General features: G+C 59.1%; 10 protein-coding genes. 6 read left to right on the top strand and 4 right to left on the bottom strand.

Annotation, left to right across the window (positions count from 1 at the left end; genetic code table 11):
• Positions 1-39: 39 nt before the first annotated feature.
• Complete coding sequence (locus ACGSLL_RS00270) at positions 40-2,544, top strand: fused MFS/spermidine synthase (protein ID WP_394501994.1); 2,505 nt, start codon at positions 40-42, stop codon at positions 2,542-2,544.
• Between the two features lie 689 nt (positions 2,545-3,233).
• Here ACGSLL_RS00270 and ACGSLL_RS00265 read toward each other — a convergent pair.
• Positions 3,234-3,911 carry a DUF3313 domain-containing protein gene (locus tag ACGSLL_RS00265; protein ID WP_208940996.1) on the bottom strand — a complete coding sequence of 226 codons (678 nt, stop codon included), beginning with the start codon at positions 3,909-3,911 and terminating at the stop codon, positions 3,234-3,236.
• 212 nt (positions 3,912-4,123) lie between these two features.
• Between ACGSLL_RS00265 and ACGSLL_RS00260 the strand changes: the two genes are divergently transcribed.
• The gene (locus ACGSLL_RS00260) at positions 4,124-6,478 is read left to right on the top strand and encodes a tetratricopeptide repeat protein (RefSeq protein ID WP_394501992.1); all 2,355 of its coding nucleotides are present in this window, start codon (positions 4,124-4,126) and stop codon (positions 6,476-6,478) included.
• Positions 6,479-6,696: 218 nt separating this feature from the next.
• Here the strand turns inward: ACGSLL_RS00260 and ACGSLL_RS00255 are convergent, their stop codons facing one another.
• The gene (locus tag ACGSLL_RS00255; RefSeq protein WP_394501990.1) at positions 6,697-7,668 is read right to left on the bottom strand and encodes a hypothetical protein; all 972 of its coding nucleotides are present in this window, start codon (positions 7,666-7,668) and stop codon (positions 6,697-6,699) included.
• A gap of 428 nt (positions 7,669-8,096) precedes the next feature.
• Between ACGSLL_RS00255 and ccoN the strand changes: the two genes are divergently transcribed.
• Both ccoN and ACGSLL_RS00245 read left to right on the top strand, forming a co-directional pair.
• Positions 8,097-9,524 carry a cytochrome-c oxidase, cbb3-type subunit I gene (gene ccoN, locus ACGSLL_RS00250; RefSeq protein WP_394501988.1) on the top strand — a complete coding sequence of 476 codons (1,428 nt, stop codon included), beginning with the start codon at positions 8,097-8,099 and terminating at the stop codon, positions 9,522-9,524.
• Between the two features lie 10 nt (positions 9,525-9,534).
• Positions 9,535-9,753 carry a cbb3-type cytochrome c oxidase subunit 3 gene (locus tag ACGSLL_RS00245; protein ID WP_394501986.1) on the top strand — a complete coding sequence of 73 codons (219 nt, stop codon included), beginning with the start codon at positions 9,535-9,537 and terminating at the stop codon, positions 9,751-9,753.
• Positions 9,754-9,983: 230 nt separating this feature from the next.
• On the opposite strand, the gene ACGSLL_RS00240 is transcribed toward ACGSLL_RS00245, so the two are convergent.
• Entirely contained in the window at positions 9,984-10,475 is a 492-nt protein-coding gene (locus ACGSLL_RS00240; protein ID WP_394501984.1) for a hypothetical protein, read from the bottom strand.
• 199 nt (positions 10,476-10,674) lie between these two features.
• On the opposite strand from ACGSLL_RS00240, the gene ACGSLL_RS00235 reads away from it, so the two are divergent.
• Positions 10,675-11,367 carry an aspartate/glutamate racemase family protein gene (locus tag ACGSLL_RS00235; RefSeq protein WP_394501982.1) on the top strand — a complete coding sequence of 231 codons (693 nt, stop codon included), beginning with the start codon at positions 10,675-10,677 and terminating at the stop codon, positions 11,365-11,367.
• A gap of 1 nt (position 11,368) precedes the next feature.
• Here the strand turns inward: ACGSLL_RS00235 and ACGSLL_RS00230 are convergent, their stop codons facing one another.
• Positions 11,369-11,887 (bottom strand): GNAT family N-acetyltransferase, encoded by a 519-nt coding sequence (locus tag ACGSLL_RS00230; RefSeq protein WP_394501980.1) that lies wholly within the window; start codon positions 11,885-11,887, stop codon positions 11,369-11,371.
• Positions 11,888-12,170: 283 nt separating this feature from the next.
• On the opposite strand from ACGSLL_RS00230, the gene ACGSLL_RS00225 reads away from it, so the two are divergent.
• Entirely contained in the window at positions 12,171-14,876 is a 2,706-nt protein-coding gene (locus ACGSLL_RS00225; RefSeq protein ID WP_394501977.1) for a hypothetical protein, read from the top strand.
• Positions 14,877-15,143 lie beyond the last annotated feature (267 nt).

Here is a 15,143-nt window from a genome sequence, read left to right as displayed (position 1 = left end):
ACTGTCATGATGATTTTCGAATCGAACCAAGGCCTCGCAATGTCCACACGTATCGCCAGCAAGCCCTCGGCCATATCCGACTCGCCCAGCACCTCTGTGACCCTGCTCATCCCTGCCCTTTTGCTGTGCATCTCCGGCGCCGCCGCGCTGGTTTATCAGGTGCTTTGGATCAAGCAGTTGTCGCTGGTGGTCGGGGTCGAGGTGTATGCGATCACCACCGGTATCAGCGCTTTTTTCGCCGGGCTGGCCATCGGCGGCTGGCTGTTCGGACGCTGGGCCGACCGTTTGGCGCAACCGCTGTTGCTGTACGCCGGCCTGGAAGTGCTGGTGGCGATATTGGCGGTTGGCACGACTGTCGCCATGAGTGTTGCAGCCAGTGCGTTTGCCTGGCTGCAAGCGCATGTCGGGCTATTCGCCTGGCTGCTGCCGTTCACACTGGTCGGCATTCCGGCCGTGTTGATGGGCGGCACTCTGCCAGTGCTGGTGCGCGCACTGGCGAGCAATCCGGGCAAGGCTGGCGGGCAGTTGTATGCCGCCAATACACTGGGGGCGATTGTCGGTACCTTGCTCGCAGGGTTCGTGCTGATCGCCAGTCTTGGCGTACGCGGCAGCGCCCTGTTTGCGGCGATGCTCAATCTGCTCGCTGCAGTCGGTGCGTTGTGGTTCGCCCGTCAGCATTCAGCGCCTGTAGCAGTGCCTGTCAGCCATCACCCGGAAAAAGCCCCGGATCGCAGCGCGCTGTGGCTGTATTCCATCGCCGGTGGCGTTGCGCTCGGTTATGAAGTGGTGTGGTCGCAATCGATCGTGCAGTTCATGAGCACCCGCACCTATGCCTTCGCCGTGGTGCTGGCGACCTATCTGGCCGGCTTGTTCATCGGCAGCGCCCTGCTCGCCCGCCGCGTCGAGCGCATTCGCGATCCGTGGGGCGTGTTCGGTCTGTTGATTGCCGGCGCCGGGCTGGTCGCGTTGCTGGAAATCGCCCTGCTCGGGCGCTGGCTGGTGCTGGCACAGAGTCAGGCAGAAACCTGGCTGCTAAGCATGGGGGCCAGCGAACTGGCCGGTATGAGTGCGCGCTTTGCCGTGGCGGCGCTGAGCATCGTGTTTGTGCCCACCCTGTTGCTGGGCGCGGCGTTTCCATTGGCGCTGCGTTTGAGCGTGGGCCAGCAACGCGTCGGCCGGGATGTTGGCGCGGTGGTGGCGTTCAATACGCTGGGCGGGATTGTCGGGGTGATGCTGTGTGGCTTTCTGCTGATTCCGTTGCTGGGATTGGTGCATACCTTGGGACTGCTGGCGATTATCGCCGCGCTCATCGGTTACGTTGCCGTGCGCAAAGGTCACCACGTCAAGAAGGGCCGGCGTCAGGCCGTGGTGGCATTGGGATTGGTTTCGCTGGCTGTGGCGCTGCTGACCCCGGTCGAAAAATTCGCCAGTCTGTTGCCGGGGGCGCGTAACGGCACCCTGGCGTTCTACGAAGAAGGTCGCGGCGGTACCGTCGCGGTCGTCGCTCAGGGGCGCGGCGCGAACACTTTTCACCGTTTGTACATTCAAGGCGTATCCAACACCGGCGACGCCATGCCGTCGCTGCGCTACATGCGCATTCAGGCGTTGCTGCCGCTACTGATTCACAACGGCGAGCCGCGCTCGACCCTGGTGATCGGTTTCGGCACGGGCATCACCGCCGGCGCCCTGCTGCGTTATCCGGGACTGCAACAACGGGTGGTTGCCGAACTACTGCCGTCAGTGGTCAAAGCCGCGCCACTGTTCAAAGGCAATTTCAACGCCGCCAGTGATCCGGGCGTAGATGTGCGCCTGCGCGACGGCCGCCAGGAACTGCTGCGCAGCGCGCAGCCCTACGACCTGATCACCCTCGAACCGCCACCGCCGTCAGCGGCCGGCGTGGTCAACCTGTATTCGCGCGATTTCTACCAACTGGCCGCCAGCCGTCTACAGAACCAGGGCATCGTCGCGCAATGGCTGCCCCTGCCCACGCAGAACATCGACGACTCGCGCTCGCTGGTGCGCAGCTTCCTCGACGTCTTCCCCTACGCGTCGCTGTGGACCAGCGAATTCCATGAAATGTTGCTGGTCGGATCGCTGCAACCGATGACTCTGGACGCAGCGAAAATCACTGCACGTTTCCAGCAAGACAGCGTACGCAGCACCTTGCAGGATGTCGGCATCGGCTCAGCCGCCGCGCTGCTCGCGACCTGGGTCACCGATCGCGCCGGGCTGGAACGTTTCGCCGCCGACGCCCCGGCCGTGACTGACGATCAACCACGCATCGAATACGCGCCCTGGGTGCGCAGTCAGGAAATTACCCGGGTGCTGCCGGCGTTACTTGATCTGTACCAGCCGCCACCACTGGTGAATGCCGACGCCGGATTCAATGAGCGACTGCAAGCGCACCGGCATCGCCTGATGCAGTTTTATCGGGCGAGCCTGCATGCCTATGACGGTGATCGCGATGCCTGGGCGCGGGACATTCGCGAGGTGATGCAGGGGGATGGTGGGAATCCTTATTTTCGCTGGTTTGTCGGACAGTGATGCGGCGCCTGTTGGCGATGGCGGTGGTACAGGCAAATGTTTGACTCAGTGTGAAAATCAAAAGCCCCTCACCCTAGCCCTCTCCCGGAGGGAGAGGGAACTGACCGAGGTGAATGTAAGATATACGCCGACCTGGGATATAGAGTCGTACGCAATTTTCAAAGCAAAAGCAGATCGGCTCCCTCTCCTTGGGGAGAGGGCTGGGGTGAGGGGCAACCCCACCACAAACCTAAAGCCAACCCCCCCGCTTCTAACCACTCAACAATGAGCGTTAGCTCGAGTGATCTTGATCTTGCCTAACCAGCGACATCGGAAGGCTGAGTGGAGGGATTGATCCGGGCGTGGGAGCGTAGCGACCGTACGACGAAGTCGTACACAGCGGAAGGAGGTGCAGCGAAGCAAACCGTAGCCGCTGCGCCCGGATCAGTCCCGGAGCGAAGGGACCCGAGCCTGCGAGGGCCGAACGCAGGAGCAAAGCCTTTTGGTTCCTTTTTGGCGTCTGAAAAAGGGACTCGCCGTAAGGGCGAAACCCTAAGCAGCCGTTACCGCAGCAACGGATATGTACCCGGTCAAAAACCAGATTGCCTGAAAGAAAGTCTTCGCGAGCAAGCTGGCTCCCACACTCAAATCCTCAGTGTTCACGAAACGGGAGCCAGCCTGCCGGCGAAAACACCTCAAACCTCAGCGCATCACTTGGCCTCAGCCTTGAGCTTCAGATAAGTCTGATGCATATCCACCGCCCAACCATCGATAACCTTCTTGACGTCATCAGCCTTCATCACCTGCGAAGAATTCTCCAACGGCGTCCCGGTACCCTTGCGCACCACCTGCGCGACCACCTTGTTGCTACTGCCATCAAGAAAAACCGCTTCGGTGGCCAACGTCGTTTCCTGATCACGAATACCACTGGCAGTGCTGACCGCCGCCGCAACCAGCGCAATCGGAATCACTTCATAGGCATGCAAACCTTCAGTCTTGCTGCTCACCGCCGTAATCGCCGGACGCACCACAATCACCCCCGGCCCAGGCCCGGTCGCCAGCGGCAACGACTTGCCGATTTCACGCTTGAGCGCCTGATCGTAATAACTGGTGATGCCATTGAGGGTCTGCTGCGGAATCTTCGCAGTCGGCTGCGGCTTGGGGTAGAGCTGACTCGGTTCGATGTACACGCTGGTGAACTTGTTGATATCGAGCTTAGGGTCCATCCAGCGCATCACTTCCGCACCGGATGGCGATTTGGCCTCCTTGAGCTGGCTGTAGTCCTTGAGAAACCCGGAGTATTCGTCGGGAGCGACGGTCTTGCTGGAACAACCCACCACACCGAGGGTGGCAATGCACAGCGTGCCCATCATCACTGCTAGCTTCATGCTGTAACTCCTGTCAGAAGGCCAAAAACTTTGCCTGGGGGAGTTACAGGTATAGCTAAATCCTCGGTAATTGCGCTGGCAAAGCACAAAATTCACACAAGGCTGCGCAACGGCTCACACGCCTTATTTGACAGACGCCGGCCATCCGGCAAAGCTGCAACAAGCTGGAACGCGCGCCCGACGGCAAATGCCCCTGGACTACGGAAGTCGCAATGCCCAAGCATAAAAACAACGCCGCACGACCCGACCCTGATTCGTCCCGTCCTTCGACCTCACGCTATCTGTTCCCCGTCGCCATCGGCGTGCTATTGGCCGCCGTCGCCGGCATCGGCTGGTTTCTGTTCAGCCCTGCTCCCGCGCCGGTAAAGCCCATGCCTGTCAGCGCGCCCGCCCCCGCCCAGCCGCAAGCGGTCGTGGCGAAAACCCCGGCGACCATGGTCGATGAACAACAATGCCAAGGCTGTCACAGCGAACAGGTCAAGGACTGGCAAGGTTCGCACCACCAGTTGGCGATGCAGACGGCAAATGCCGAAACCGTGCTTGGCGACTTCAACAACGTCACGTTCAAAGCGGAAAAAGAGACCACGCGCTTCTCCCGCAACGACAGCGGATTCTGGGTCAACACGCCGGGCATCGACGGCAAGAACGCGGACTTCAAAGTCGCCTACACCTTTGGCATCGCGCCGCTGCAGCAGTACCTGATCGAGGTAGGCGATGGCCGCTTGCAGGCACTCGGCGTGGCTTGGGATAGCGAAAAGCATCGCTGGTTTCATCTGTATCCCGGCCAGGGCGTCAACTTCAAGAACCCGCTGCACTGGAGCAAACCCAGCCAGAATGCCAACTTCATGTGCGTGGAGTGCCACACCACCGGTTTCAAGCGTAACTTCGAGGCAGCCAGCAACACCTTCAACAGTCAGTGGAACAGCCTCGGCGTCGGCTGCCAGGCGTGCCATGGTCCAGCGTCGAATCATGTGCAATGGGCGGGGCAAAAAACCGATCTGCTTCACCACGGCTTTGACGTGAACCTGGAAGACAAGAACGCCACCGTCGAGATCGAAACCTGTGCGCGTTGCCATGCCCGTCGGGCGCCGCTGGGTGATGGTTTCACGGTCGGCAAGCGCTTGATGGACGATTATCTGCCCAGCGTCCTCACCCGCGAACTGTACGAGCTGGACGGCAAGATCAAGGATGAGGTGTTCGAGCACGGGTCGTTTCTGCAAAGCAAGATGTTCGACAAGGGCGTGCGTTGCAGCAATTGCCACAACCCGCACAGCACCGAACTCAAGGCACCGGGCAACGCGGTGTGCCTGCAATGCCATAACCCCGCCGGCAAGACCTCGGTCGAAGGCGTCGACGGCAAAGGCCTGCAAGCAAAGAACTACGACTCCAGCGAACACACCCGCCATACCATGGGCCAGCCCGGTTCGCAGTGCGTGGATTGCCACATGCCCGGCAAGTTCTACATGGGCAACGACTTGCGGCATGACCACAGTTTCAGCATTCCCAACCCGGAACGCGCGCAGAAGCTCGGTACGCCGGACGCCTGCCTGACCTGCCACCAGGGCAAGGCCGGCGACAAGGTCACTGCGCAGTTCAAACTGTGGAGCGCCACCAGCGCAGCGCAAGCGCCGCGTTATGACGAGAGTCTGTGGCTGATCCGCAACGGCCAGCCCGGTGCCGCAGATGCGCTGTACACGCAGTTGCAGCGCAGCAACCTGCCGGCGATCCAGCGCGCGACGTTACTGGCGGAGCTGCCGCTGTATCCGAGTGAACAGGCGTTGAAACTGGCGACCCAGGACCTGCGCCATGCCGACCCGCAAGTGCGTGAAAGCGCAGTTCGAGCGATCAGCGCTTTCCTGCCGCCGGCAGAGCGTGCGCCGTTGCTTTCGCCGTTGTTGGGCGACCCGGTGAAAGCCGTGCGCATCGTCGCCGCGCGGGACCTGCTCGGCGCATCGCGCAACAATGGTCTGGGCTCAGCGCAAGCCAACTGGAACGCGGCGATTGCCGAATATGAAGCGGTGCAGAAGAGCCTGCTGGAACGTGCCGAGGCCAATCTGAATCTGGCGATGCTGTACCAGGCCAGCGGCCGCACCGCCGAAGTCGAAGGCTTGTTGCGCTCGGCGCTGCAACGCGACCCGGACTTCTATCCGGCACTGGTCACGCTGGTGCAATGGCTGGAGGCCAATGATCGGGCCAGCGAAGCGCAGAAACTGCTCGCCGACAGCCTCAAGCAACACCCGGATGCTGCATTGCTGCAACACACTCAGGGCTTGTCACTGATCCGCGCCGGCAAGACGGCCGAGGCCATGTCACCGCTGAAAAAAGCCGCACAACTGGAACCGCAGAACGCGCAGTACGGTTACGTGCTGGCGGTGGCGCTGCATGAGAGTGGCAAGGTCGATGAGGCGTGTGCGTTGCTGGAGGGGTTGCTCAAAGTACAGCCGGCGAATCGCAATGCGCGGTTGTCGCTGATTCAGTGGTACCTCGACAGCGGGCAGGAGCCGAAGGCGCAGGTGCTGTTGCAGGGGTGGAAGAGGATGAATATGGGGGATCCGGCGCTTAAGTGATCGGCTCGGGACTGTCCTGCCCTCACCCCAGCCCTCTCCCGGAGGGAGAGGGGGCCGACCGAGGGATATTCAAGAAATCCACTGACCTGAACTAACTGCATTGAATCCATAATCGACTGGATTTTCAGCGCGACGCAGCTCGCCAGACACCTCGGTCAGTCCCCTCTCCCTCCGGGAGAGGGTTAGGGTGAGGGTGCTTTTGATCTTCAACCCGATTATCACCAGGACGTCTCACCACTACGCATCGCAATCTCGCGCCGGCTATTGATCCGCATCGCCTTGATCAGCGACACCGTTCCCACCAGCAAAATCACCGCACCAAACAAAAAGTCAATGTTGTACAGGCGGAAGTCCTGCACCGGCCCAAGCAGCAGCCCACGCACCAGCGCTACGCCCACCAGCGTCGCAAGAAAGTCGATCCCCGGCAGGTCGCGATAGAACACCAGCATCAGCGGCAGACACAGCACCAGCAACAGCATCAACACCACGACTTTGAACGAATCCTTGCGCTCGACACTGAAGGCACACTCATGCGGACCGTAGGGTTTGTAATCCTCGTCGCGGATCATCGAAGTGTTCTCGTTGATGTAGTCGACGCGGTTGTACTTCTGGATCGGCGTGAAGGTATTGGACATCTCCATCAGCGTGGTGATGTTCTTGAAGCGCAGGTCGATGCGCTCGCTGCCCTTGAGGTAATACAGCACCGGTTTGTAGCCGTAGCGATAGGTGTCGAACGGAAACGCAGTGGCCTGGCCCTGCACGCCGATCGGGCGCGGTTCGAGTTCGGCGTAGGCGCTTTTGTTGCTCGCCGACAGGTTGCGGCTCAGCGGCTGCACCTTGACCTGTTCAAGGAAGATCGGCGTCGCGCCGTATGTCCACTGCAACGGCTCGAGGCGCAGGCGCAGTTCATTGCGGCTGAGATCATAGCGATTGAAAGTGCGTTCGGAGACCACCAGCGAACCGCTGAGCATGAACTCGCCGCGCAGGTTGTTGGTGACGCGCAGGGTCAGTTGATCCTTGCCCAGCGCCGCCGCTTCAGGGGACGGTGGCGCGCCGCACCACGCGGTGCTTTCGCCGACACCGCCGAGCTGGCCGTCGCGGTTTTCGTTGAACAGATAAACGTAACTGGCCCACAGCGTCAGCAGCAAAAGCAACGCCGTCAGACCGAGGATTTTTTTGCCCGGACTCACTGATCAGACTCCCTTCTTCGGTTCCATCGTCCAGCCGAAAACCCGCTGGCGAGCGCGACTCTACCAAAAGGCCATCAGTGACCCAAGGAAAAATGCCCAATCGCTGAGGATACTAAGGGTTTCCCCGGTCCCGGCATTTCGACTTGTAGGACTGAGCCTGCTCGCGATAGCGGTGCGTCAGGTTCAGATGTGTTGACTGGTACAGCGCTATCGCGAGCAGGCTCACTCCTACAATGGACCGTGGCAAGGAATAGAAACTACAGAGAAACCATATCAGCCCGCGTCAAACCGCCACAGCCCTGCCCCGGATCTGATCCGCACAAACCAGTCATCGCTGAGCCTGTTTTGTTTTCCGCGCAATTCCTACAGTGCAGCCCATGCCAGACCAGGAGGCCTGGCGCGACTTGGCAACCGTGGATGAACTGACCATGAGCACAGCAACAATCGGGCCGGCCTATAATTACAAGGTCGTGCGCCAATTCGTCATCGCGACGGTTTTCTGGGGGGTGATGGGCATGGCGATGGGCGTGTGGATCGCCTCGCAACTGGTCTGGCCCGAGATGAACCTGGACCTGCCGTGGACCACCTTCGGCCGCTTGCGCCCGCTGCACACCAGTCTGGTCATTTTTGGCTTCGCCGGCAGCGCGCAATTCGCCGCCAGTTATTACGCGGTGCAGCGCACCTGCCAAGTGAGGCTTTACTCAGATGCCCTCGCCGCTTTCACTTTCTGGGGCTGGCAATCGGTGATCGTGATCATGCTGGTCACCCTGCCGCTGGGCTACACCACCACCAAGGAATACGCCGAGATCGAATTTTCCGGCGCGGTGTGGATGGCCGTTGTCTGGGTGGCGTACGCCGTGGTGTTTTTCACCACCGTAGTGCGGCGCAAGACCAAACATATCTATGTCGGCAACTGGTTCTTCGGTGCGTTCATTGTGGTGATCGCCATGCTGCATGTGGTCAATCACCTGTCGATTCCGGTGGACTGGTTCAAGTCCTATCCGCTCTATTCCGGCGCCACCGACGCCATGGTGCAGTGGTGGTACGGACACAACGCCGTGGGCTTTTTCCTCACCACCGGGTTCCTCGGCATGATGTATTACTTCGTGCCGAAACAGGTCAACCGGCCGGTGTACTCGTATCGGTTGTCGATCGTGCATTTCTGGGCGCTGATCACCCTGTACATCTGGGCCGGCCCGCATCATTTGCACTACACCGCCCTGCCAGACTGGGCGCAGTCGCTGGGCATGGCCATGTCGCTGATCCTGCTGGCGCCAAGCTGGGGCGGGATGATCAACGGCATGATGACCCTGTCCGGCGCCTGGCATAAATTGCGCACCGACCCGATCCTGCGCTTTCTGGTGCTGTCGCTGGCGTTCTATGGCATGTCGACGTTTGAAGGACCGATGATGGCGATCAAGACCGTCAACGCCCTCTCCCACTACACCGACTGGACCATCGGCCATGTCCACGCCGGCGCGCTCGGCTGGGTGGCGATGATCACCTTCGGCGCGACTTACCACATGGTGCCGAAAGTCTTCGGCCGCGCGCAAATGCACAGCACGGCGCTGATCAACCTGCACTTCTGGCTCGCAACCATCGGCACGGTGCTGTACATCGCCTCGATGTGGGTCAACGGCATCACCCAAGGCCTGATGTGGCGCGCGATCAACGAGGACGGCACACTGACTTACTCCTTCGTCGAAGCGCTGCAAGCCAGTCATCCCGGGTTCATCGTGCGCTTCGCTGGTGGGGTGTTTTTCCTGACCGGGATGTTGCTGATGGCCTACAACGTCTGGCGCACGGTGCGGGTGGCGGATGTCGCACTGGCGCAGCGTGACGCGCAGATCGCCTGAGGTGCCAGTGATGGAAATGTTCTTCGATGGGTTGGGTGTGGTGTTTTTGTGGCTGGCGGTGGAGTACTGCTTGCGGCCGGAGACGGCGGACAGTCTGGATGAGGCGAGCATGGTGCCGTTTGCCGACGATCCGGAGGTGGCGCGGCGGGTGGAACTGGCGACCGGGAAACCGGTGAAGGCGGTGGCGCCTGAAGAGGTCAAGCCGGGCTGGGTCAACCTCGATATGTGAGGCGTGCCAATGGAGCTGCCCTCTGGTGGTTGATTGATCGTTCCCACGCTCTTCGTGGGAATGCAGCCCGGGACGCTCTGCGTCCCATGGAACGCGGAGCGTCCCTTGAGGCATTCCCACGCGGAGCGTGGGAACGATCAAACTCAGGCTTTGAACAGCACTCGATCAGCTCCCTTTCCCCCTCGCCCCCCTGGGGGAGAGGGCTGGGGTGAGGGGGTAGGCTCTTGATCTTAACCGCGATCCCGAGGAATCAGGCTTTGCAGTTGCTGAGCAAGAAAATTCGCATCAAACACAAACGTATCCGGATCCTTTAACCCGTTGGTCTTGCGCCACTGCCACTCGCCATTGGGCAGCCCCACCAGCGAAATGCTGCCATACCGCGCCGCTGTCAGCCCCATCACCGCCAGTGAAATCTGCCCACCGCTGCCCATCACATCCGGCACGAACTCCACCGGTTTGCCGGCAATCACAATGCTCAACTTTTCCGTCTTGAACGTCGACGTCTCCACCGGCACGCTCGGCCCGGACGCGACGTAAGCCTCGCGATTCACCTCCAGCAGATTCGGCGCCTGCACCGGTTCCAGCCATTGCTGGATATCACCAAACAGCGCGGTAATGCGCGTGGCCCACGCCGCCGATTGCGTCTCGAACAGTTGCTTCTTGTGCGCTTCACTGTCGGCGTAATGGCGAAGCATCTCGCCCAGTTGCTGTACATCGTCCATAGCGGTGTTCCTCGGAAAGGACCTGCGAACCTCGATAGTGGCAGATCGAAGCCTCGGCGTACGTTAAAGCTGTAGCGAGCGGAACACTTGCATGGAAAGTCAGCGGTACAGTCAGTCGGTGCTGGCATCGGCCCGCAAACAAATGGACACTCCAGTCAGACCCGAACCCTCGACACACCTCACTGCCCGAGGACATCCAATGCGCACCATCGGCCTGATCGGCGGCATGAGCTGGGAATCCAGCGCCGAATACTATCGCCTCATCAACCAACAGGTCCGCGATCGCCTCGGCCCTTTACGCTCGGCACAACTGCTGATGTACAGCGTCGACTTCGGCCCCGTCGAACAGGCCCAGCACGCCGGGCGCTGGGATGATGCCGCGGCCATTCTGGTCGACGCCGCGCGCAGGCTCGAGGCCGGTGGCGCCGATTGCGTGGTGCTGTGTACCAACACCATGCACAAGGTCGCCGAGCAGATTCAGGCGGCGATCCAAATTCCGTTTCTGCACATTGCCGAACCGGCCGCCCACGCGGCCTTGTCGATCGATGCGCGCACCGTCGGCCTGCTCGGCACGGCGTTTACCATGGAACAGGATTTTCTCAAGCAACGCCTGATTGCCCAGGGCTTGACAGTGCTGGTGCCGGACGAAGCCGAGCGCAAGGACGTACACCGGATCATCTACGACGAACTCTGCGTCGGGGTGATCAGCGATCAATCGCGGCAAATCTACCAGCGGGTGATCGAATCGCTGACCGCACGCGGCGCGCAGGCGATCATCCTCGGCTGCACCGAAATCGGCCTGCTGATCAAGCCCGAACACAGCGCCCTGCCCCTCCTCGACACCACCGAACTGCATGCACAGTCGGCGGTGGCGTTCGCCCTGGGCGACTGACTCAGGCTTTCGAGGAACCGCGCAGACGGGCCATGCTCAGGGTGTCGACCCACTGCCCGTCGCGCACTGCGTAATCACGAAACAGGCCTTCAGTCTCGAACCCGAACTTGCGGTAGAGACCGATGGCCGCTTCGTTATCGGCGTACACCGTCAGCTCAACGCGGTGCAGGTTCATCCAGTTGTCGGCCACTTCCAGCGCCGCCGCCAACAGTTTCGAGCCGACACCTTTGCCCTGCCACGCGACCGCAACGCCCATGCCGAAACTGCCAGCGTGTGCCCGACGCATCGGCGAATACGCCTCAAGTCCAAGACTGCCGACCACCACGCCCAGGTGCAGCGCCACCAGTTTCAGCGCGCGTGGGTTATCGGCCTGAAGCCGCTGGCGCCAGACTTCGATGGACTGAAACGGCATCTGCAACACCTGCCGCGCCACGGCCGGGTCGTTGTAGAGCGCGGTAATGCCTTCGAGGTGGGACTCGTTGGAGCGTACGAGGTGGATGGCGGGGGTTTGGTCTGACATGGGATCGGTCCGTGATCGAGGAGTGGCTGATCACTGTAAACCGGCCGGAATCTATCTGGCGAGTGCAAACATTGTGGGAGCGAGCCTGCTCGCGAAAGTGAATTCAGCCACACGCGCAGCAACTCGAACACCATTCGCGAGCAGGCTCGCTCGCACAACAATTTCGGCCAGTCCAGGTGACCGCTCATCGGAAACCAGGCCGTACCTGTCAGATCTGACAGGTGCGCAATGTCCAGATAAGCGCTTTGATAACTCCTGTCGCTCACCAGCAGGAAATCAGGCCATGACCTCCGAACCAAACAAACCTCTGCAGCTTTATGCTCCAAAAATCGATCTGCAAACCAAGGACATCGTCGGCGCGGACATAGGTGTACCGCTGCACGCGGTGATTATTTACCCGCCTGAACTGGTCTTCAAACGGGCGCGGGTCTCGATTGATCCAATTCAAGCCGGGACTGTGGAGAAATACGACGACTTGAGGCTATGGGCGACACTGGACTCTGCGTTTGTCGGCCCGGTCAGGGTTGCGGGCTCGCCCGGTTCGACGAAGGCGCCATGGTTATTGGATGCCACAATCATCACCGACGTAGATGCGACGATCGAGATGCATATCAAGGAAAGTCAGTTTGTCACCGGCACGGTGATTTATCTGTTCTATACCGTCGAGCGCAACAGCCAAAACGTTGGCACTTCTCTCCCGCTCAGTTATATCTACAACCGCATCCGCCCGGGGATGAAGGATGATCTGACCGTCCCGGGCGGCCACTCCAAACTGAAATTGATACTGCCGGACGAAATAAAAAACGGTGTCGGCCCAGGCTTCACCACGGCGAAAGTCGCCGTGCAATATCCTTATGCCCGGGCGTATGACCGTATTAGCTTCATGTGCAATGGCAAGATCCTGGAAGTCACCGTAAGCCCGACCGAAGCGCCTCAGCCACCCGATCACGGGTCCGAAACGCCGACCAGGGTTTATTTCGACGTAGACCGGGCCTTTCTGCTCTCTGCCAAGCAAGAGAATCACCAGCTGGCTTTTCTGTTTACCGTCTACGACCAGCTAAACAACTCCGCTGACCCCGACGCTCAGTGGTCCCCACCGCAGATCGTCGATGAAGATCTGGACGGCAACCGTCTTGCAAAACCCGTCCTGCGCGAAAAGTTGAAGGATCCAACCGATACACCGGAAATCGATCTTGGCAAACTCATGGACAAGCCGCTCCTCATCGTCATTGCGCCGACGGACATTCGCTTCGTCGCCGGCTACAAGGTCACCACGTTCTACACCGCAACCCACCCTGATCACCCCGACGTGTTTGATGAACAAAGCTGCACAGTTGTGGAAGACGAATTCGAGCTAAAACAGCTCATCGTAATCGAAGTGCCAAACCACAAGGTCAGCATTCCGGGCAGAACGGTCAGTGTGTTTTATGAATTGAGGAAGCCCGACAATGCGGACGGCTCCCCCGGTGCGCTGGTGGGTATATCCAACACAGCAACCGCACTGGTCATCGGTGCTGCCCTGGAACTGAAACCGCCGAGTGTGTTGCAGGCCACCGGCGCGACACTGGCGCCGCTCGACGCCCTGACCCGACTTACCGTCATCGTGCCAGCGGGCACTACCCAGCCTTCCGACCTGCTCAGCGTCAGCTGGACGGCCGCGCCCGGCACCCACGCCGAAGGCTCGCACACTTCCACGCCTCGGCCCATCAGCGAAACCGGTTTGAACATCGATATCCCGCCTGCGCTGTTGGCGTTTTGCCTGGGCAGCAGCGTAACGGTGAGCTACAGCATCATTCGTAGTGGTGGTGATCCGGTCCCGTCCCAGACTTTCACGCTGAACGTTCAAAATTTGCCGCCAGAAGAGCTTCGCGCGCCACGCTTGAAAGAAGCGGCGGATGCAGGTGAAGGACCAGACTTGAACCTCCTAGACGTGACGCCCGAGGGGAAAATGTGGTGTCCGGGCTTTTCCTTAATGGCTGTGGGGCAACCTGTCTGGTTGTTGTTTAAAGGCACTAACGCCAATGACACGCCTTATGAACGATATGTGTGGGATGGATCGTTTGCGTACGTGAATGCTGATTGGGTTAGGGAGGGTTTCTTTGAAGCGACTGCGCCTTATGAAAATTTGCAGGGGTTGAAGGATGGGACGTCACTGACCATTGAGATGAGTGTGGGGTTTGGGAAATGTCCGGATATTGAGCTGGCGAAACCATTTTTGATACGCAGCTATGACGTCGAAGCGCTCGTTGAATTCAGGCCAACGATTACTAGTTTATGCGACTCAAAGGGAATTGAAATTACCAACGGCGGGAAAACCAACGACACCTCCGTCACATTTAGTGGCAATGCAAGCATCAATCAGATGATCAATCTCTATGATGGTGAAGCCCCTCTAGGGCCCAATATAAAAGTCAATGAAAAGGGTCACTGGAGTCACACGATAAGCGAACTAACGCTTACAACATATAAAATTACCGCGATGGCTTTATATGGCAGTGGAATGTCATCCACTCCTCCATGGATCTTTGAAGTGATCGAAGCGTATGACGAAGAAAATTTTGACCAACTTCATGACCAACCCATTGGAGTTGGCAAAATAGAAACGCCCATACTCACCTTGGAGAGAGAATCGAATCGTCAACAAATGGAGATTCGCTCAGCGGACGCTCCTGAAACGGGTAAGATAAGCGGAAAAGTAATTTTTATGCGGCTAGGGGAGGAAGGGGCGAGCCCTTTGATTATAAATTTAAAAAAAAACTATACAAAAGTTACATTTTGGCTAAGCCGCAAAACGCCATCCGGCTTCGGCGACAACATGTACTTTAAAATGGGCACCTCTACGGTGCACACCGAAAGAATATACAAAAACGAGCAAGCAGACACTCCAGTTTTTGTCGAAATAACCTCACCTCGAGAATTCAATAAGATCATATATGAACAAGACTTTTACACATCGCTTCAGCTAGATCATTTCAGATTCTATAAATAGTTTAACTTACGCAAATTGCCAAACAATTAAAGGAGCCGGATTTACTCATCAGGGTTATTTAGCAACTCAACCAAGAATAGATACAATTACCTTCGCCTCCTGCGAACACGCAGTTGCGCATGCGACGGAAATGTTGTTGCGTGGTGGGTGCGATGTGAGGAATGTGTTGGGCGGCTGTTCGGGAGCTATCGCGATCAGGCTCACGCCGACATTTGGATTGGATGCATAAAGCGGGAGTATGGTTTTCCGGGCGGGCCTCATCGCTGG

It is taken from the genome of Pseudomonas retamae (assembly GCF_043496865.1).
Lineage (GTDB): Bacteria > Pseudomonadota > Gammaproteobacteria > Pseudomonadales > Pseudomonadaceae > Aquipseudomonas > Aquipseudomonas retamae.
The sequence above is the reverse complement of the archived record's forward strand: the minus strand, read 5'-3'. Positions and strand labels throughout refer to the sequence as shown.